A 16,895-nucleotide genomic window follows, 5' to 3' on the forward strand; every position below is an offset into this window, starting at 1 on the left:
GTTTTATTTTTGCTCCGCAGGCAAGCTTGGCGCTGGCCCAGGAACTTCGGTATTCGAAGCAGGTGCGCTATTATCCGTACTCGGAGGGGGTACGTCAACAGTTGCTTCAACTTTTTTTTCAGCAGCAGCATTATTAACAAAAATGCTGTCCTGATTGGCTGCTTTATTTTGCAAATAACCCAAGCTTAACGCACTGACAAAAAACAATGCTGCCAAAACGCGGGTCATTTTATAAAGAAATGACCCGGAGCCTTTTGCACCAAATACCGTACCGGAAGCACCAGAGCCAAAAGAAGCCCCCATGCCCGCACCTTTTGACTGCTGCAGGAGGATAATCACCCCTAGCGCAATCGCTACAACCAAAAATATTACTTGAGCGATGGTGACACTCATAACATTGCCTCAATAATTCCAGTGAATGACTGCGTATCCAAAGAAGCACCACCAACCAAAAATCCATCGATATCTTCAGCCGCAATTAATGCGGCAGCGTTATCGGGTTTGACGCTGCCTCCGTACAGAACACGCAAGGAATTCGCTATTTTAGCATGTTTTTCAGCGACAATCTGACGAATTTCTTGGTGTGCTTTTTGAGCGTACTCAGGCGTTGCAGCCTTGCCAGTACCAATGGCCCATACTGGCTCGTATGCAACCACCGTATGCTCATCAAGCAAATCTGCTTCAAGAATTGGTTCCAACTGTGCTCTTAATACAGCTGCAGTTTCACCGTTATCATGAGCTGATTCTGATTCACCGATACAGTAAATCACGCCAAGCCCCGCCGCTTTTAATTGACGCCATTTTTCAATCAACAGCGCTTCGTCTTCACCGTGATCACTACGGCGTTCCGAGTGCCCGATAATGGCGTATGCGCACCCTGCTTCTTTCAGCATCGCAGCAGAAAGCTCACCAGTATGCGCGCCAGACTCATGTGCACTGACGTCTTGGCCTGCAAGCTTGCCCAAGCCTTTCTCGTGCGCCAAGCTAAGCAGCGTTGCGGGCAATCCAAAGACCACTTCAACTCCGTCGCGTTGCCAGTTTTCATCAGCAAACTTTTGTACCAGTTCGCGATTACCATTCATTTTCCAATTAGCCGCAGCCATTACCTTACGCATTACTATCCTCCTGCTGAATTACCGCAGCGAGCTTTTCCGCAACACTGCGCATCAAATCTTCATCATCCCCTTCCGCCATCACCCTTACTTTGGGTTCAGTACCTGAAGGCCTTACCAATATTCTTCCCTTATCACCCAGCTCAGCCGTTGCTTTGTCAACAGCTTCTTTCACTGCAGGTTTATCCATCACTGTTGCCCGGTTCGCTACGTGGATATTTTTCATCACTTGGGCCGTAAGGTGCAGATCAGACGTCAGCTCAACGAGCGACTTATTCATCTCAAGCATCGCTGCCAGCACCTGCAGTGCCGCAACAATACCATCACCGGTTGAGTTACGATCCAAACAAATAATATGACCAGAGTTCTCACCGCCAATTCGTGCATCAAGCTCATTAAGCTTTTCCAAAACGTAGCGGTCACCAACCTTGGTTCGGTGCAGCGTGATACCCATCTTGGCAAATGCTTTTTCGAGACCAAGATTCGTCATCAAGGTGCCTACAACATTATTGAGCGGCTCTTTCTTCCACGCACGATACTTGGCAATAATATAGAGAATGACGTCGCCATCGAGCACTTGACCACGGCTATCAGTCATAATGACTCGGTCACCATCGCCATCAAATGCCATACCTGCATCTGCTTGCTCTTCGCGAACCTTGCGCTGCAGGGACTCAGGATGTGTAGAGCCAGCACCCGCATTGATGTTACAACCATCTGGATGGTTATTGATGACAACGACTTTTGCGCCTAGCTCACGAAAAACATCCGGGGCGATGGCATAAGTAGCGCCATTCGCACAATCGACAACGATCTTCAAGCCTTCAAAAGGCAGCCCCGTCGGGATGGCGTTTTTACAGAATTCAATATACCGCTCACGCGCGCCATCAATCCGGTAGGCTTTACCAAGCTGTGCTGATGGAACAACTTTCACCGGCTGCTCCAGATAGCGCTCAATCTCCCGCTCAGCATCATCATTGAGCTTATAGCCGCCACGGGCAAAAACCTTCACACCATTATCGTGATAAGGGTTGTGTGAAGCACTGATGACGATACCAGCAGCCGCATGAAATGTCTTAGTGAAATAAGCGATCCCCGGGGTTGGCATCACGCCGAGCAGATGCGCGTCCATTCCGGCCGCTGACAGCCCTGATACAATCGCATTTTCAAACATATAACTTGAAATACGGGTATCTTTACCGATAATAACTTTTTCACCGCCATAGCCTTGGTCGTTTAATACTTTACCGACCGCCCAAGCAAGGTGCATGACCCACTCTGGCGTCATCGGCAATTCACCGACTTTTCCGCGCACGCCATCAGTACCGAAATACTGCCTTGATCCTGCCATACTCTAGCCCCCTATTTTATTGTTAACATTCGGGCCACCAGCAACAAATCGCAGCCAAATATAACCCAGCACGCCCATTGCCATTGATGCGAACAAAATGGCAATTTTGGCTTCATTCAGTACATCACTCTGGCCACTAAAGGCCAGCTCGGCGATAAAGATCGACATCGTAAAACCAATCCCGGCCAACATACCGATCCCGACCACATGTCGGTAGTTCATTCCTTCCGGTAACTTGGCGACCCCAGATTTGGCACAAAGTGTAATCGCCAATGAGACGCCCAGCGTTTTACCCATCATCAGGCCGCAGATAATGCCTAGTGGCACACCGTTTTGGAACACATCACCGATTTCATCTACCGCTATCGGCACACCCGCATTGAAGAAGGCGAACAGCGGAATAATCAAAAAATAAACAATATGCTGTAAACCATGCTCAAGGCGTTGCAACGGTGTCTCTGCCTTGTGGATACCAACCGACAGCGTGTGCAACACACTATTGAGATTATCTGCCGAAACAAATGCCCGTTCACGCTGACGATAAACATCGAATTTATCCAGCAATTTACGTGCATCACGGCTGAACTCATCAGGGTTGTACACAGAATTAACCGGAATTGCCAGCGCCGCCAGCACCCCGGCAATCGTCGCGTGGACGCCGGAAAAGAGCATGAAAAACCACATAATGACCGCAATAAAACCATACGTCCACGCCTGGCGGATACCCGAGCGGTTCATAACCATCATGAAGACAAAGCAGCCCAGTGCTGCAATCAGCATCGACCAGTCCAGTGAATCGGTATAGAACAGCGCAATAACCAGTACCGCGCCAAGGTCATCGACAATCGCCAACGCGACAAGAATCGTCATCAATGCTGCGGGGACGCGATTACCGAGCAGCACCAATACTGCAATGGCAAAAGCAATATCCGTCGCCATCGGTACGCCCCAACCATTAATGCCCTCGCCACCAAGATTGAGCAGAACATAAATCAGCGCCGGTACGACCATCCCCCCCATTGCTGCAGCAATAGGCAACAGTGCCTGCCGGAAAGAGGACAGCTCACCGACCATCATTTCGTGCTTGATTTCCAGCCCAACAAGAAAGAAAAACACCGCCATCAGACCATCATTAACCCAATGGTGCAAAGTCAGCGACACTTCATGTGTACCGAACGTCAGGGTCAATTTTTCATGCAGCAAATGCTGGTACGGCCCAAACAATGGTGAGTTGGCAACAATCAGCGCCAGCGTCGTACATGCAATCAGCAGCAAACCACTCCCTGAGCTGCTTTGCACAAAGCTTTCAAACGGTGTCATCAGACGCCCGAAAGTACGCTCCCAGGAATTTGCATCCTCACTGCGGTATTTTTTACGTTGAAAAGGCTTGGCCATGAATATCCTCAAAATAATCGAACTATGATACCGACAATACCCTGCAGCTTCAATTTATTCACCGCGTCGGCTTGTCGTCCTGATGGCGCAAAAAACGCGCCACCTGCTTGTGATCACGCTGTGCAATCAATCCCTTACCTGCAACTGCCGCCCGCGCCAACATATGCGACGCAACCGGTAAAGTCAGTAGCATGAACACCACAATCAACAACAGGCGCAGCGACCAACCCCACGATGCCGCCATCACACCAGCACCCAATGCAGTAACAATCACTGCCAACGTTGCCGCCATCGTTGCTGCATGTTGCCGCGACAGTGCATCGGGCAAGACATGCAGCCCTAGCGCCGCCGCAAGCAACACCAGCGCACCTAACAACAGCAATAAAGCGGCCAATACCGTCATCATGACTGCGCCTCCTCGTCACGCGCGTTGCGCCGTGCATTTTTTTCCAAAATCAGTGCCCAGCCGACTGTGCCAATAAATGCCACCAATGCCAACCCCACTGCCACATCGACAAACACGCCGCGCCCACTCATCAAACCAGCCAGTACACACAGCATCACCGCTGCGGCCAGCAAAACATCCAGCGCAATCACGCGGTCAATATCCCGCGGCCCCAGCACCACGCGCACCACCGCACACAGCATGGCTGCTAAAATCACCACTACTGCTACCGCATAAACTATCGTCATGACTCCCTCCCTGTACCGCACAGCACTGCCAGAGGCGCCTCAAAATCTCGGCGAATATCGGCAACCGTCTGCGCCAAATCACGCGCATCGAGTACATGAATCAATAACTCGTGATGCTCCATATCAATATGGATTGTGGTCGTGCCCGGTGTCAGCGTAATCATCGCCGCCATCATCACCGCACCGCGCTCGCTCATCGGCGTGATTTCAAGGCGTACAAAAGCCGTTTCCGGCAAAGCATCACGCCGCCGCCAGTAGCGCAGAATAATCAACAGCGTACCAACGCCAGAAGCCAGCAAAACCTGTACAAAACGCAGCAACAACAGCACTGCGGCATAACTTTTACCCATCACGGCCCTCCTGCCAATGCTTCGGCGGCCGCCTGTGCAAAGCCATACAGAGCTTGTGGCCACACACTGATCCACAGCGTCAATCCTGCCAGTATCACCACCGCCAATACCGCAGGCGCAGGGCGCGACACTGCGCGCGGTTGCCACAAACCTTCTTCAGCCGCATTTGGATGCGCCTTAACGAATGCTTCCAGCCAGATTTTCATCATCGAGTACATCGTCAATACACTCACGAGCAGTGCTGCCACCGTCCACCACACATGGCCAGTGGCAATCGTCTCGCGCAACAGCAGTAGTTTCGCCCAAAAACCGGACATTGGCGGAATCCCCACCAACGACAGCGCTGGCACCGCAAACAGCAGCGCCAACCACGGCTTCGCGTTGTACAGCCCGCCAATCTTGCGCAAATCATGACTACCGGCATAAGCGCAAATCAGCCCCGCGATCAGGAACAAATTGGCCTTGACGATAATATGGTGAACGATATAAAAAATTCCCGCCGCGTCAGCCAGCACCCCGCCAAGCGCCACCGCAAGCAAAATGTAGCCGATCTGCGAAATAATATGGAACGCGAGAATCCGGCGCATGTCCCAGTGATACGCTGCACCGATCACACCAAACACCATCGTCGCCACCGCCAGCCAACCAAGCACCTCTTGCACCAGGGCAATATCTGGCTGAAATACCTCACCCAGAATACGCAGCAGTGCATAAGCACCGACCTTGGTCAGCAGCGCGGCAAACAGCGCCAGCAGCGGCACCGGCAAAGTATGGTAGGACGCAGGCAACCACGCAAACACCGGAAAAGCCCCGGCTTTAACCAAAAATGCGATCACCAGCAGCGCCAGCAGCCACATCCCCGTTCCCTGCGGCAACGGCGCCTGCGCCTCGTGCAGCGCAGCAAAATTGAGCTGCCCGGTCGCACCATAGACCATCGCCACCGCAAACAGCATCAGCAGCGTGCCCGGCAAATTCAGTGCCATGTATTTAAACGCCGCGTCGAGCTGCGCACCGCGTTGCCCGATCGCCAGTAGCCCCAGCGAACAAATCAGCATCACCTCGAACCACACGTACCAGTTAAAAATATCAGCGGTGAGAAATGCGCCATTCACGCCGGCAATCATGCCAAACAGCAACGACAGCAACAGCGGATGGCGCGGCGCATCGCCAAGATCAGCGCACATATACACCAACGTGACCAATGTCATCAGTGCAGTCACAGCCAACATCACCGCGCTGAGGCGATCAACCGCGAACACGATCCCGTACGGTGCTGGCCATTCACCGAATGCTACCTGTGGCGCAGCATCGGCATGCGACAGCAACACCACCGCAACCAGCAACATAGCCACAGCCGCTACCAGCGACACCGCCATTTGCATACTGGCGCGATTGCGCAGTAGCACCAGTAGCGCCGCTGTCAGCAATGGCAACAGTACTGGCATCACCAACCACAGCATCATGACTCACCCCGCTGCGGCGAACAGTCGCGCGCCAGCACAGGCTCATGCGCCGCTTCGCTGTGCGGCTCAGCCTCGCGCCAACGATCCACATCATCACTGCGCTGGCGCTTGATCAATTCAATCATCAGCACCACGGCAAAGCAGGTCAACGCAAAGCCGATCACAATCGCGGTCAGCACCAGCGCCTGTGGCAATGGATTTGCTGCCGATGGCGATAAAACTTCTGCCCCCGCTTCCATCACTGCCGGTTCGAGTAAAGTCAGGCGACCAGCAAGTAACAGCGCAAAATTGACCGCATTACCGAACAGCATCAAGCCAATCACCACGCGCAGCGCTTCACGGCACAGCATCAGATACGCCGCTGCGACCAGCGTGATCCAAAATGCAAACACCAATAGCAGCGTCATAGCTCGCCTCCTTCGCGCCCAAGGTCAATCAGCGCCAGCGCATAGCCGCTCACCGCACCCCACACGCACAAAAACACACCCGCATCGAACAGCAACACCGTCGAAATCGCATAATCGGTGAAGCCAAGCGGCAACGTGCCCCAATAATGGAACAAAAACGCCTTGCCCAACACCAGCGCAGGCAAACCGGCTGTTGCCGCACACAAAAGCCCCACCGCTGCCAGCTTGAGTGGACTGCCAAGCGGCAAACGCCGCTGTGCTGCGGCCGCAGAAAAGGCCAGCGCCCACAAAATACTCGCAGACGCCGCCAGCAAACCACCAATAAAGCCGCCGCCCGGAGCATTATGACCGCGCAACAGCACCACCAGCGCCATCAGCAATACCAGCCAATACAGCGGACGGGCAATCGTTTCCAGCAACACAATCCGTTCATGATTACGCATCAATTCGCCTCCTGCCTAGCTTGCACCCGGGCGCGTAGCCCCGCGAGCAATGGCCACGCCGCCAATAACGACAGCAACAGCACACTCACTTCACCAAAAGTATCCATTGCGCGGAAATCGACCAAAATAACGTTGACCACATTGAGGCCGTGCGCAGCCGTATAGCTCTGTTCAGCAAAAAAGTCCGACAACTGCGTATCAAACGGCAATGCCAGCATCAGCAGCAATGCCAACGTCATCACCGATGCAAAACACAGCGCCAGCAGCAAAGTCAGCGGCCGCTTCTCGGCGCGACGGCGCTCGTGGTAATAATCAACGCCGCTACGCTGCAACAACATCAGGATCGACACCATCACAATCACCAAAATCGTTTCAACCACAAACTGGGTCAGCGCCACATCAGGCGCCCCGAGAAACAAAAACAGCAGCGCCGAGCCATAACCAACCAGCCCCGACGCCAACAGCAGCAAAACCGGGCGACTCGCCACCATCGTCAGCACTGCACCGCAAGTGAGCAACGCTACCGCAGCAGCCACACCAGCATCCGGCTGCACCAACAACGACGACCACGACGGCAACACCAGCCCACGCCCGTACCACGCCGTCCACAGCAGCGCCGTCCCCAATGCCAGCGTAGTAAAGCCCACCAGCCACAGCGTATAGTCCGACAGCGCCCCATGCTGTAAACGCCGCGTCACAGCCGCACTCCAGCGTGGAATCCGCACCACAATGCGCTGATAAACCGCCGCACCGCCCCAATTTGGCAACCAATGCAACACACGCTCGAATCCGTTATGCAAGCGATCCCAGCCATAAAATACCGCTGCGCCAAGCAGCAGCGTCATCACCACCGTTCCCGCAGCGGAACGCAAGACTTCAGCGTCAAATCGCACGCTTGCGAACACCGTATCTAGCGGCTGAATTGCCTGCGCGGCGGCCTGCAAATGTGAGGTAATCCATTGCGGGAACATCCCGAGCAGTAAACCCAGTAGCGCAATAACCAGCGGCGCAATCCGCATCGGCCAAGCTACCTCGTGCGCCGTCGCAGGCGTCACATTCTCGCCCGGATGCTGCCAGAAAATCCGCACTGCCGCGACGCCTGCCACAGCCACCGCAATCGCGCTGAACACCGTGTTCGCAGCCACAGTCAGGAAGAGCGTATCCTGCACCGCCTTCGCCGTACCCAGCACATCTTTCGCGACAAACCCCAAAGACAACGGCACACCCGCCATCGACAGACCGGCCAGCATTGCCACCAGCGCCGTCCACGGCATCTTGCGCTGCAGCTTGCCAAGGCGATCAATCACCCGCGTCCCCGAGCCGTGATCGACGTTACCGGCAACAAAAAACAACGGTGCCTTATATAAGGCATGCGCCACAAGCAGCGTCACCACACCGAGCGCAGCATACGTACCCGGCAAGCCGATCATCACCACCATCGTGCCCAGCGTCGCCACTGTTGACCACGCCAAAATTCGCTTCAAATCGCGCTCACGCAGCGCCAGCATCATGCCCCAGCCGGCCGTCAGCGAGCCAATCGCCTCCAGTGAAAACTGCCAGAACGTCCAGCTATCCAGCCCTGCATCAAAGCGCGCCAGTAAATACACCCCGAGCTTGACCATCGTCGCCGAGTGCAAATATGCCGATACAGGCGTCGGTGCAGACATCGCATTAGGTAACCAAAACTGAAACGGAAACTGTGCACTCTTGGTAAACGCCCCGAGCATCACCAGCAGCACCGCCCATTTGAGCAACGGCATATCAAGCATCGTCGGTAACACTTCTGCCAACTCACTGAGGCGTGCCGTCCCCGCCAATTGCCACAGCCACAATCCGCCGCCAAGCAAGCACAAACCGCCCGCACCAGTCACCAGCATCGCCTGCCGTGCCGACTGCCGCGCCTGCTTATTGAAGCCGTCAAAGCTGACCAATAAAAACGACAGCACACTGGTCAATTCCCAAAACACAAACAGCAGCAGCAAATGATCAGCCAGTACGCAGCCGGTCATCGCCAGTGCAAATGCGGTGAGCAAAACGTACAAACGCCGCAACTGCGGATGCCCATCGAGATACGCACCCGCATAAACGAACACCGCCAACCCCACGCCGTAAATTAAGGACAGCATCAGCAGCGCCAGCCCGTCCACGCGCAGTACCAGCGGCAAATCAATCGCCGTAAACCACGAATAACTCAGCGTATAAGCAGATTCGTAGCCCGACCACAGCCATAGCACCACTGCCAGCCCACACAGCGGAAACATGCACCACAACCACTTTTCCGGCGCCGATAAAGGCGAGCCATATAAACGGGAATCCACTGTTGCCACGGGTCAACCTCTCTGTTACAAACAAGCTGCACGACTAAAATGCCAACAAAAAACAATCATTTTTTAAACGCGGATTGTATTCAACATACAGCTACTTACCGCCACATCCGCTTGGCTTTATTATGAAAAATGATAAAAAGGGGCGCATGATAACAGCCATTGCATCACGGTAACCTTACCTTTCGATTAAGGTCTACCAGCAATAACCGCCACAACAACTTATGATAGCCACGCCGCAAAATATCAACTCCCCCGATACAACGCACCAGCACAGCAGCCAAAAAACAAGCAGTACTATATAATGCCGCCCTTTGAACACCATTATGGGCAAACACATGGAACTGAAAAACTTTATCGAACAAGCCTTTGACAACCGCACTGAGATCACCCCGGACAACGCAGACGCCAAGCTGCGCGACGCCGTCAACGATACTCTCGCACAACTCGAATCTGGTGAACTGCGTGTCGCCGAGCCAACAGCTGATGGCTGGCAAGTGAATGAATGGGCAAAGAAAGCCGTACTGCTTTCTTTCCGCTTGAACGACAACGACATCATCGAGCACGGCTACACCAACTACTTCGACAAAGTCGACAGCCGCTTCGTCAACCACAGCGAAGAAGACTTCCGCCGCGAGGGCATCCGCGTCGTTCCGCCGGCAGTCGCACGCCGTGGCAGCTTCATCGGCAAAGGCGTGGTAATGATGCCGTCATACGTCAACATCGGCGCTTATGTCGGCGAAGGCACAATGGTCGATACATGGGCAACCGTCGGCTCATGCGCGCAAATCGGTAAAAACGTACACCTTTCCGGCGGCGTTGGCATTGGTGGCGTGCTTGAGCCACTGCAAGCTGCGCCAACCATCATTGAAGATAACTGCTTCATCGGTGCGCGTTCAGAAATCGTCGAAGGCGTTATCGTCGAAGAAGGTGCTGTCATTTCAATGGGCGTTTACATCGGCCAAAGCACCAAAATCTACAACCGCGAAACCGGTGAGATCACTCGCGGTCGCGTACCGGCCGGCGCCGTCGTCGTACCAGGCAGCTTACCTGCTGCAGACGGCTCGCACAGCCTCTACTGCGCCGTCATCATCAAACAAGTCGACGCCCAAACCCGCGCCAAAACCAGCATCAACGAACTGCTACGCGGCGCCTGATTCACATCAAAACCCGCAAACAAACGGCCACCGCATACCAGTACGGTGGCCGTTTTCATTTGACTTAATTAAAAAAAGCGCTATGATGCGCCGCCCCGTGGTTCGCAATGCCGCCCACATAAAAAAACTAGGTACCCCAATGACAAATAAATACCAATTCACTGCCGCCCAGCGGCAAAAAGCCCTATTGTGGCTCTCTTTCTGGCACATCACCGTAATTGCTGCCAGCAACTTCCTCGTCCAGTTTCCGGTGGAAGTCTTCGGCCTGCAAACCACATGGGGCACGTTTACGTTCCCATTCATCTTCCTCACCACCGACCTCACCGTACGCATCTTTGGCGCACCACTGGCACGCAAAATCATCTTTTTTGTCATGTTCCCGGCGCTGATCATTTCCTACGTCGTCTCGGTGCTGTTCCAAAACGGCAGCTTCACTGATCTCTCGTCTTTGACCACGCTCAATACTTTCGTTGCGCGTATCGCCATTGCCAGCTTTGCCGCCTACATCACTGGTCAGTTACTCGATATCGGCGTCTTTAACCGCTTGCGCCAAAATCGCCGTTGGTGGGTCGCCCCAACCGCCTCAACCGTGATCGGCAATGCCGTGGATACCGCTGTGTTCTACCTCATCGCGTTTTACCAAAGCAGTGACCCGTTCATGGCTGCAAACTGGGTAGAAATTGGCGTCGTGGATTACATGTGGAAGCTGATTATTTGCGCTCTGTTCTTCCTACCTGCCTACGGCCTACTGCTGCGCTACCTCACCCGCCGCCTCACCGCATTGGAAGCGGCAGCACCGAAGCAGCAATACGTCACGCAGTCCTGATTACCTTTTGCTGGGATGGCTGCATTGCCACAGCCATCTCACGGCTACGCGCCAACAGCACAAATACTGGCTCGGGTACGCAGCCGTGCATTTGCTGATACGCCAGCGCATTGCCATGATCGGCAAACAAATGCACAAAGCGGCAAAACGCACTACGCAGCGCTGCGCCGCTGTTCTTCTGCACCGGAAAACTTGCCCATAATGCCCCTTCTACTTGCCAACGACCGGCCACAAACTGCGCTGACAGCGACTGCTGACTAACCGGATCAACCGTTTCAATTAGCGCATCTTCGCCCAGTGCTTCGGCAATAAAAAAAGCGTCCCAAATGCACCACGTATAACGGCGTACCCCATTTATGGTCAACTGGTGCGCACACGGGCGGCGATCAAGCCCGAAAATCGCCATCACCTGCCCCGCCTCACACACCACGTACGGCAACGCTGCGGCCAATTCCGCTATTTCTTCCTGCGCCATCACCCTGTCGCTAAACAAGCACCGATAACCATCAAGCAGCATCTGCTTATGCCCGTCATCCAGCGCCGCCACCTCATCAATCAACATTCGGTACATAAATCACCTTTCAAAACGTTATATCATAACATCTAGATTGCGTAAAAAGCCATTGGGCAGTATTGTCTGTAACTTACTCACAGATGGATCAAGAAATGAGCCTGCCCGTTTTCAAAGATATTGACGCAGCACTCGCAGCATTAAGTGGCATTGAGCAGCCACAATATAAACGCACTACCGCCAGTGGCGGCTGCATTCACGACAGCGCCGTATATACCCTTGAAGACGGCCAGCGATTTTTCATCAAACAAAATACCGCGGACCGTTTCGATAGCTTCAGTAACGAAGCCGCCGGCCTGCAAGCACTCGCTGCCGGTAACGTCATACCTGTCGCCGAACCGCTGGCTTTGGGCAAAAATGACACATCTGCATTTCTCGTCTTGAAATACATCGCCAGCGGCCAACCGCACCGCGACACATGGGCACAATTCGGTGCGCGGCTCGCCACCCTGCATTTAGAACACAGCGCAATACAATACGGCTGGGAAACTGGCAATCAAATTGGCGACAACCCACAAAGTAACCAATGGCACGACGACTGGATCACCTTTTTTGCCGAACAGCGCCTGCAACCAAAACTCGATAAAGCCCGCACTGCGCTTGATGCGGAAACACACCGCAAAGGCGAACAACTTATCGCCACCTTGGAGCGCTACATCACCCCACCACCACGCCCGCAACTGATTCACGGCGATTTGTGGTCAGGCAATGCAATGATTAATGCAGACGGTGACGGTGTACTTATCGACCCTGCCGCCTACTATGGCCACGGCGAAGCCGACCTCGCCATGACGCAACTATTCGGCGGCTTTCCGCAGGACTTTTACCGCGGTTATCACAGCATCAACCCAATCACTGACGGCTTTGAGCAACGCGCCACAGTCTATAACCTCTATCACCTGCTCAATCATTTGAACCTGTTTGGTCGTGGTTATCTCGGTGCGGTCAGAAATGCGATTCACAGCCTCGTTTAGAACAAGTATTAAGCCATCATACTATCGAGTTGTTGCACCAGTGCCTCACCCAAGCGCTGATGTGCTTCCGGCTCGAAATGGATACCGTCCACAGTCGATACTTCTATTACTGAACCAGCGTCAAAAAATGCCAAGCCGCGGCGTTCGGCAATCGCAGCATACAGTGCAGCGAGATGGCGTGATTTTTCCGCACCACCTTTGAATGCCGATTCTTCTGCGCCGATTTCCAGAATTGGCGGTGGCGCGACCAGCAAGATCTTCGGTTGTTTACCGTCTCTGCCAATTTGTGCCTCGGTGATACCGTCGAGCAAGGTTTCAATACCTGCGGTAATGTCTTCGGGGCTACGCGCAAAGTGCGCTTTGAGGTCGTTGGTACCGAGCATCAGTACAATGATGTCAATCGGGAAATGGCTGTCGAGGCATGGGCGCAGATAAGTGAGTCCGTTTTTTGGCGCACCTTTGATAGGGTCATCCACGCAAGTTGTACGCCCCGGCAAACCCTCTTCGATGATGGCAACCGCATCGTCCAGCAGCTTTTGCACCACACCCGGCCAGCGTACATCACGACCATAACGACCACGCACCGGCGCAAGTGCATCGGCAATTGGCGTCATGCCGTGGGTATTGCTATCGCCGTAGCATAAAATGACTTTCTGATTCATCGTATTCTCCAAGCACTATAGCCAAACTTATATCGCAAGATTAATGAGCTATCAAAAATAACCATATCATCACTAAGAAACTGAGATATTTTACGAATCCTCAAGGAAATTCTTTAAAATGTTAGAAATATAATTTCCACGTCTTCTATCCAAACTAGATGTAACAAGCGTTATTGGACACTTAATATAAGCACCTAGTCTTATAATAGGGATATTATAATAAGCATTATCTGTATCATCTAATTCAATAGTCCATTTTGTAGGTTCTATTTTAGTTAGAGACTTTGCTACTTTTCTAAAAGTTTCACCCACATAAATTGCGTATCCATTTATTATATCAGGTGGTTCTTGGTCAATTTCATCAATGCTAGCATACTGACTGAGCAGATACGCTTCTAAAATATCCAATGATTCAATAGAATAATCAAGCCGATTTTTGACTTCTGCCGGCAGTCTATCCATCATTCTTTCTTTCGCATCAGGCATATCCATAAGCCAATACTGAAATAAATCAAATGCTTCTTCTTTATCTACCATCTTCTTGCTCATACTGTTTTCCTGATTATCAATAAATTTGTACGGTAAGTGAAATAAGAACCATCAAGCCCTATGAATAGTTTTAAGTAGGCAATAAATAATAGAATTTAAATCAGCTTAAGCGAAAGTTAAATCACGTATTTTGTGCTCTCTTGAGAAAATTCTTTAAAACAGTAGAAATATAGTCACCACGTCTTCTATCTAAACTGGCAGTGACAAGTCCCATTGGGAAGTTAGTATAAGCACCTATTTCTATAACAGGTAAATTATAAAAAACATCGTCTGTATCATCTAATTCAATACTCCATATAATAGGCTCTCTTTTAGTTAGATACTTTGCTACTTTTCTAAAAGTTTCACCCACATAAATAGCGTAACCATTTAGTATATCAGGTGGTTCTTGTTTGATTTCATTAATGCTAGCATACTGACTTAGTAGATACGCTTCCAAAACATCCAATGATTCAACAGAATAATCAAGCTGTTTTTTTACTTCTGCTGGTAGTCTATTCATCATTCTTTCTTTTGCATCAGGCATGTCCATAAGCCAATACTGAAATAAGTCAAATGCTTCTTCTTTATCTACCATCTTCTTGCTCATACTGTTTTCCTGATTATCAATAATTTTTAAGGTATGTTTGTATTCTCAAGTGCGTCAAGCAAAGGTGTAGATGCAGCCCGTCAAATATCCATTAGAAACTAACAAGATTTACTATGATTATTTTTTAGAGATTAGTACCAATATAAGTATTTGATGGCCAGCTAATTTCAGACACTGGCTTTATGTACCAGCAACTCGCCTTTACCAACCGGTACCAGCGACACCGTCAAATCAGGCTGTTTTTCTATCCACGCAATAAATAGCTGTAGTTCATCGCGGTGCGATACAGCGTTATCACACACCAGCAGACCGCCTTGAGCCAACAAAGCAAAAATTTGTTCTGCCAAAGGCAAGTATTGACTGCGGTCGGCATCGAGAAAAATAAAGTCATAAGTTTGCTGCAAGGTTGGTAAGCATGCAGCAACATCGCCCTCAAGTTGCACGATGAACTCTTTCAATCCGGCACGTTCAAAATTGATCCGCGCCGCATCAAGTTTGCGCGCATCACATTCGATCGTGGTCACTTTGCCATTCGATGGCAATGCAGACGCCAGCCATAAGGTTGAATAACCATTGGACGTGCCAATTTCCAGAATGTGTTGTGCTTTACACGCTTGGACCAATACGGCGAGAAACTCACCCGTATCACGGGTGATATTGAGGTATTTTTCAGCCTTGTTTAGCGCACGGGCATCATTTTCACTGCCCTGCGCTTCCAGTTCACGCAATAGCGATGCGAAATCATGACTTACATCAGTCACTGATTTCACCATTACACACGCGCTGTACCAGCGGGTTAAAACCAATCATGTACGAGAGGTCAGCCGGGCGGTCGATTTGCCAGATGGCAAAGTCGGCGTCGTAGCCGGGGGCGATGATGCCTTTGTGTTCACCCAAGCCCAAGGCGTGCGCGGCGTGGACGGTCGTGCCTTGCAGTGCTTCGAGTGGCGTCATGCGGAACAGGGTGCAGCCCATGTTCATGGTCAACAGCAGCGAGGTCAGTGGTGAGGTGCCGGGGTTGCAGTCGGTCGCCAGTGCAATACGTAGTCCGGCGGCACGCATGGCGTCTAGTGGCGGATATTGTGTTTCGCGCAGGGTATAAAACGCGCCCGGCGACAGTACCGCTACGGTGTCGTGCTTTGCCATAGCGGCAATGCCGTCGTCACTGAGGTATTCGAGGTGGTCGGCGGACAGTCCGTGGTAGGTGGCGACGAGTTCCGCACCGCCCTGGTCGCTGAGCTGTTCGGCGTGTAGCTTGACCGGTAAACCCAATGCTTTTGCTGCGTCAAAAACGCGCTGCATTTGTGCCGCAGAAAAGGCAAGGTGTTCGCAAAAGCCGTCCACAGCATCAATCAAGCCTTCGGCGGCGAGTGGCTGCATCCATTCGCATACTGCATCGACGTAATCATCGGCACGGTCTTTGTATTCAGTGGGCAAGGCGTGTGCGGCGAGGTAAGTGGTACGCACGTTGACCGGCAATTCCTGCTCGATACGCCGCGCGACGCGCAACATTTTGTGTTCACTTTCCAAATCCAGTCCGTAGCCGGATTTTATTTCCAAAGTGGTCACGCCTTCGGCAAGCAGGCTTTGCACGCGCGGCAAGGCTTGCGCAAACAGTTCGTCCTCGCTCGCGTTACGGGTGGCATTAACGGTTGCGAGGATACCGCCGCCATTGGCGGCAATTTCGGCATAATCGACGCCATTCAGCCGCGCTTCAAATTCATTGCTACGGTTGCCGCCATAAACAATGTGGGTATGGCAATCAATCAGCCCCGGCGTCAGCCATTTTCCGCTACAATCATGCACCATTTGCGCCTGATAGTAATCGCCGAGGTCGGCGCTGCGCCCTACCCATGCGATTTTGCCGTCACGCACCGCAACCGCGCCATCTTCGATGATGCCGTATTCTTCTCCATACATGGTGGCAATGTTGGCATGTACCCAAAGTGCGTCCCATTGCGCCATGCCGCTGTCGATAATGATGCTCATCTGCTTACCTCAAATATAGTGGAACTCCAGAAAAACGGTT

Annotated in this window: 20 protein-coding genes; 3 read left to right on the forward strand and 17 right to left on the reverse strand. The window is 52.2% G+C overall.

The features are described from left to right. Positions 1-3: 3 nt before the first annotated feature. Genes secG through KRX19_08330 form a run of 11 tightly spaced genes read right to left on the reverse strand, consistent with a single transcriptional unit; the run spans position 4 to position 9,541 of the window. Positions 4-393, reverse strand: a complete 390-nt coding sequence (gene secG / locus KRX19_08280; protein ID MBV7435018.1) for a preprotein translocase subunit SecG — start codon at positions 391-393, stop codon at positions 4-6. Beyond that, on the reverse strand, positions 390-1,115 hold the full coding sequence (tpiA, locus tag KRX19_08285; protein MBV7435019.1) for a triose-phosphate isomerase: 726 nt from the start codon (positions 1,113-1,115) through the stop codon (positions 390-392). Before tpiA ends, secG begins: the two co-directional genes overlap by 4 nt. Continuing rightward, positions 1,108-2,463, reverse strand: a complete 1,356-nt coding sequence (glmM, locus tag KRX19_08290) for a phosphoglucosamine mutase (GenBank protein MBV7435020.1) — start codon at positions 2,461-2,463, stop codon at positions 1,108-1,110. The genes tpiA and glmM overlap by 8 nt, the downstream gene beginning before the upstream one ends. A gap of 3 nt (positions 2,464-2,466) precedes the next feature. After that, positions 2,467-3,858 carry a Na+/H+ antiporter NhaA gene (nhaA, locus tag KRX19_08295; GenBank protein MBV7435021.1) on the reverse strand — a complete coding sequence of 464 codons (1,392 nt, stop codon included), beginning with the start codon at positions 3,856-3,858 and terminating at the stop codon, positions 2,467-2,469. 58 nt (positions 3,859-3,916) lie between these two features. Continuing rightward, on the reverse strand, positions 3,917-4,264 hold the full coding sequence (gene mnhG / locus KRX19_08300; GenBank protein MBV7435022.1) for a monovalent cation/H(+) antiporter subunit G: 348 nt from the start codon (positions 4,262-4,264) through the stop codon (positions 3,917-3,919). Continuing rightward, complete coding sequence (locus KRX19_08305; GenBank protein MBV7435023.1) at positions 4,261-4,551, reverse strand: hypothetical protein; 291 nt, start codon at positions 4,549-4,551, stop codon at positions 4,261-4,263. Before KRX19_08305 ends, mnhG begins: the two co-directional genes overlap by 4 nt. After that, positions 4,548-4,901 (reverse strand): Na+/H+ antiporter subunit E, encoded by a 354-nt coding sequence (locus KRX19_08310; protein ID MBV7435024.1) that lies wholly within the window; start codon positions 4,899-4,901, stop codon positions 4,548-4,550. Before KRX19_08310 ends, KRX19_08305 begins: the two co-directional genes overlap by 4 nt. Continuing rightward, on the reverse strand, positions 4,901-6,364 hold the full coding sequence (locus KRX19_08315) for a hypothetical protein (protein MBV7435025.1): 1,464 nt from the start codon (positions 6,362-6,364) through the stop codon (positions 4,901-4,903). Before KRX19_08315 ends, KRX19_08310 begins: the two co-directional genes overlap by 1 nt. Continuing rightward, positions 6,361-6,771 carry an NADH-quinone oxidoreductase subunit K gene (locus tag KRX19_08320; GenBank protein MBV7435026.1) on the reverse strand — a complete coding sequence of 137 codons (411 nt, stop codon included), beginning with the start codon at positions 6,769-6,771 and terminating at the stop codon, positions 6,361-6,363. The genes KRX19_08315 and KRX19_08320 overlap by 4 nt, the downstream gene beginning before the upstream one ends. After that, positions 6,768-7,214 (reverse strand): Na(+)/H(+) antiporter subunit B, encoded by a 447-nt coding sequence (locus KRX19_08325; protein ID MBV7435027.1) that lies wholly within the window; start codon positions 7,212-7,214, stop codon positions 6,768-6,770. The genes KRX19_08320 and KRX19_08325 overlap by 4 nt, the downstream gene beginning before the upstream one ends. Then, positions 7,214-9,541: a DUF4040 domain-containing protein gene (locus KRX19_08330; protein ID MBV7435028.1), complete on the reverse strand. Its 2,328-nt coding sequence runs from the start codon at positions 9,539-9,541 to the stop codon at positions 7,214-7,216. Before KRX19_08330 ends, KRX19_08325 begins: the two co-directional genes overlap by 1 nt. Before the next feature lie 335 nt (positions 9,542-9,876). Here KRX19_08330 and dapD point away from each other — a divergent pair, with 335 nt between their 5' ends. Next, on the forward strand, positions 9,877-10,695 hold the full coding sequence (gene dapD, locus KRX19_08335; protein ID MBV7435029.1) for a 2,3,4,5-tetrahydropyridine-2,6-dicarboxylate N-succinyltransferase: 819 nt from the start codon (positions 9,877-9,879) through the stop codon (positions 10,693-10,695). Between the two features lie 139 nt (positions 10,696-10,834). Then, a complete protein-coding gene (locus KRX19_08340) occupies positions 10,835-11,521 on the forward strand; it encodes a 7-cyano-7-deazaguanine/7-aminomethyl-7-deazaguanine transporter (protein MBV7435030.1) in 687 nt (228 codons plus the stop codon). Here KRX19_08340 and KRX19_08345 read toward each other — a convergent pair. Further along, positions 11,508-12,092 carry an alkylmercury lyase family protein gene (locus KRX19_08345; GenBank protein MBV7435031.1) on the reverse strand — a complete coding sequence of 195 codons (585 nt, stop codon included), beginning with the start codon at positions 12,090-12,092 and terminating at the stop codon, positions 11,508-11,510. The two genes, KRX19_08340 and KRX19_08345, sit on opposite strands and share 14 nt — an antisense overlap. 95 nt (positions 12,093-12,187) lie before the next feature. Here KRX19_08345 and KRX19_08350 point away from each other — a divergent pair, with 95 nt between their 5' ends. Further along, positions 12,188-13,066, forward strand: coding sequence for a fructosamine kinase family protein (locus tag KRX19_08350; GenBank protein ID MBV7435032.1), 879 nt, complete (start codon positions 12,188-12,190; stop codon positions 13,064-13,066). Between the two features lie 8 nt (positions 13,067-13,074). On the opposite strand, the gene KRX19_08355 is transcribed toward KRX19_08350, so the two are convergent. From KRX19_08355 to hutI, 5 genes are all read right to left on the reverse strand, one after another. Then, positions 13,075-13,728 (reverse strand): SGNH/GDSL hydrolase family protein, encoded by a 654-nt coding sequence (locus tag KRX19_08355; protein ID MBV7435033.1) that lies wholly within the window; start codon positions 13,726-13,728, stop codon positions 13,075-13,077. A 90-nt stretch (positions 13,729-13,818) separates the two neighbouring features. Continuing rightward, positions 13,819-14,277 (reverse strand): hypothetical protein, encoded by a 459-nt coding sequence (locus KRX19_08360; GenBank protein MBV7435034.1) that lies wholly within the window; start codon positions 14,275-14,277, stop codon positions 13,819-13,821. Positions 14,278-14,398: 121 nt separating this feature from the next. Then, on the reverse strand, positions 14,399-14,866 hold the full coding sequence (locus KRX19_08365) for a hypothetical protein (GenBank protein ID MBV7435035.1): 468 nt from the start codon (positions 14,864-14,866) through the stop codon (positions 14,399-14,401). 167 nt (positions 14,867-15,033) lie between these two features. Beyond that, the gene (locus KRX19_08370) at positions 15,034-15,627 is read right to left on the reverse strand and encodes an O-methyltransferase (GenBank protein ID MBV7435036.1); all 594 of its coding nucleotides are present in this window, start codon (positions 15,625-15,627) and stop codon (positions 15,034-15,036) included. Further along, positions 15,620-16,855 (reverse strand): imidazolonepropionase, encoded by a 1,236-nt coding sequence (gene hutI / locus KRX19_08375; GenBank protein MBV7435037.1) that lies wholly within the window; start codon positions 16,853-16,855, stop codon positions 15,620-15,622. The genes KRX19_08370 and hutI overlap by 8 nt, the downstream gene beginning before the upstream one ends. Positions 16,856-16,895: the final 40 nt, after the last annotated feature.

It is taken from the genome of Cardiobacteriaceae bacterium TAE3-ERU3, assembly GCA_019218315.1.
GTDB lineage: Bacteria > Pseudomonadota > Gammaproteobacteria > Cardiobacteriales > Cardiobacteriaceae > JAHUUI01.

Excerpts from the sequence above, each read along its gene's own strand:
- glmM (MBV7435020.1), bottom strand. The coding sequence starts at position 2,463 with ATGGCAGGATCAAGGCAGTATTTCGGTACTGATGGCGTGCGCGGAAAA.
- KRX19_08315 (MBV7435025.1), bottom strand. The coding sequence starts at position 6,364 with ATGATGCTGTGGTTGGTGATGCCAGTACTGTTGCCATTGCTGACAGCG.
- KRX19_08365 (MBV7435035.1), bottom strand. The coding sequence starts at position 14,866 with ATGAGCAAGAAGATGGTAGATAAAGAAGAAGCATTTGACTTATTTCAG.
- hutI (MBV7435037.1), bottom strand. The coding sequence starts at position 16,855 with ATGAGCATCATTATCGACAGCGGCATGGCGCAATGGGACGCACTTTGG.
- KRX19_08345 (MBV7435031.1), bottom strand. The coding sequence starts at position 12,092 with ATGTACCGAATGTTGATTGATGAGGTGGCGGCGCTGGATGACGGGCAT.
- secG (MBV7435018.1), bottom strand. The coding sequence starts at position 393 with ATGAGTGTCACCATCGCTCAAGTAATATTTTTGGTTGTAGCGATTGCG.
- tpiA (MBV7435019.1), bottom strand. The coding sequence starts at position 1,115 with ATGCGTAAGGTAATGGCTGCGGCTAATTGGAAAATGAATGGTAATCGC.
- KRX19_08310 (MBV7435024.1), bottom strand. The coding sequence starts at position 4,901 with ATGGGTAAAAGTTATGCCGCAGTGCTGTTGTTGCTGCGTTTTGTACAG.
- KRX19_08355 (MBV7435033.1), bottom strand. The coding sequence starts at position 13,728 with ATGAATCAGAAAGTCATTTTATGCTACGGCGATAGCAATACCCACGGC.
- KRX19_08305 (MBV7435023.1), bottom strand. The coding sequence starts at position 4,551 with ATGACGATAGTTTATGCGGTAGCAGTAGTGGTGATTTTAGCAGCCATG.
- KRX19_08360 (MBV7435034.1), bottom strand. The coding sequence starts at position 14,277 with ATGAGCAAGAAGATGGTAGATAAAGAAGAAGCATTTGATTTATTTCAG.
- KRX19_08325 (MBV7435027.1), bottom strand. The coding sequence starts at position 7,214 with ATGCGTAATCATGAACGGATTGTGTTGCTGGAAACGATTGCCCGTCCG.
- dapD (MBV7435029.1), top strand. The coding sequence starts at position 9,877 with ATGGAACTGAAAAACTTTATCGAACAAGCCTTTGACAACCGCACTGAG.
- KRX19_08320 (MBV7435026.1), bottom strand. The coding sequence starts at position 6,771 with ATGACGCTGCTATTGGTGTTTGCATTTTGGATCACGCTGGTCGCAGCG.
- mnhG (MBV7435022.1), bottom strand. The coding sequence starts at position 4,264 with ATGATGACGGTATTGGCCGCTTTATTGCTGTTGTTAGGTGCGCTGGTG.
- KRX19_08350 (MBV7435032.1), top strand. The coding sequence starts at position 12,188 with ATGAGCCTGCCCGTTTTCAAAGATATTGACGCAGCACTCGCAGCATTA.
- nhaA (MBV7435021.1), bottom strand. The coding sequence starts at position 3,858 with ATGGCCAAGCCTTTTCAACGTAAAAAATACCGCAGTGAGGATGCAAAT.
- KRX19_08340 (MBV7435030.1), top strand. The coding sequence starts at position 10,835 with ATGACAAATAAATACCAATTCACTGCCGCCCAGCGGCAAAAAGCCCTA.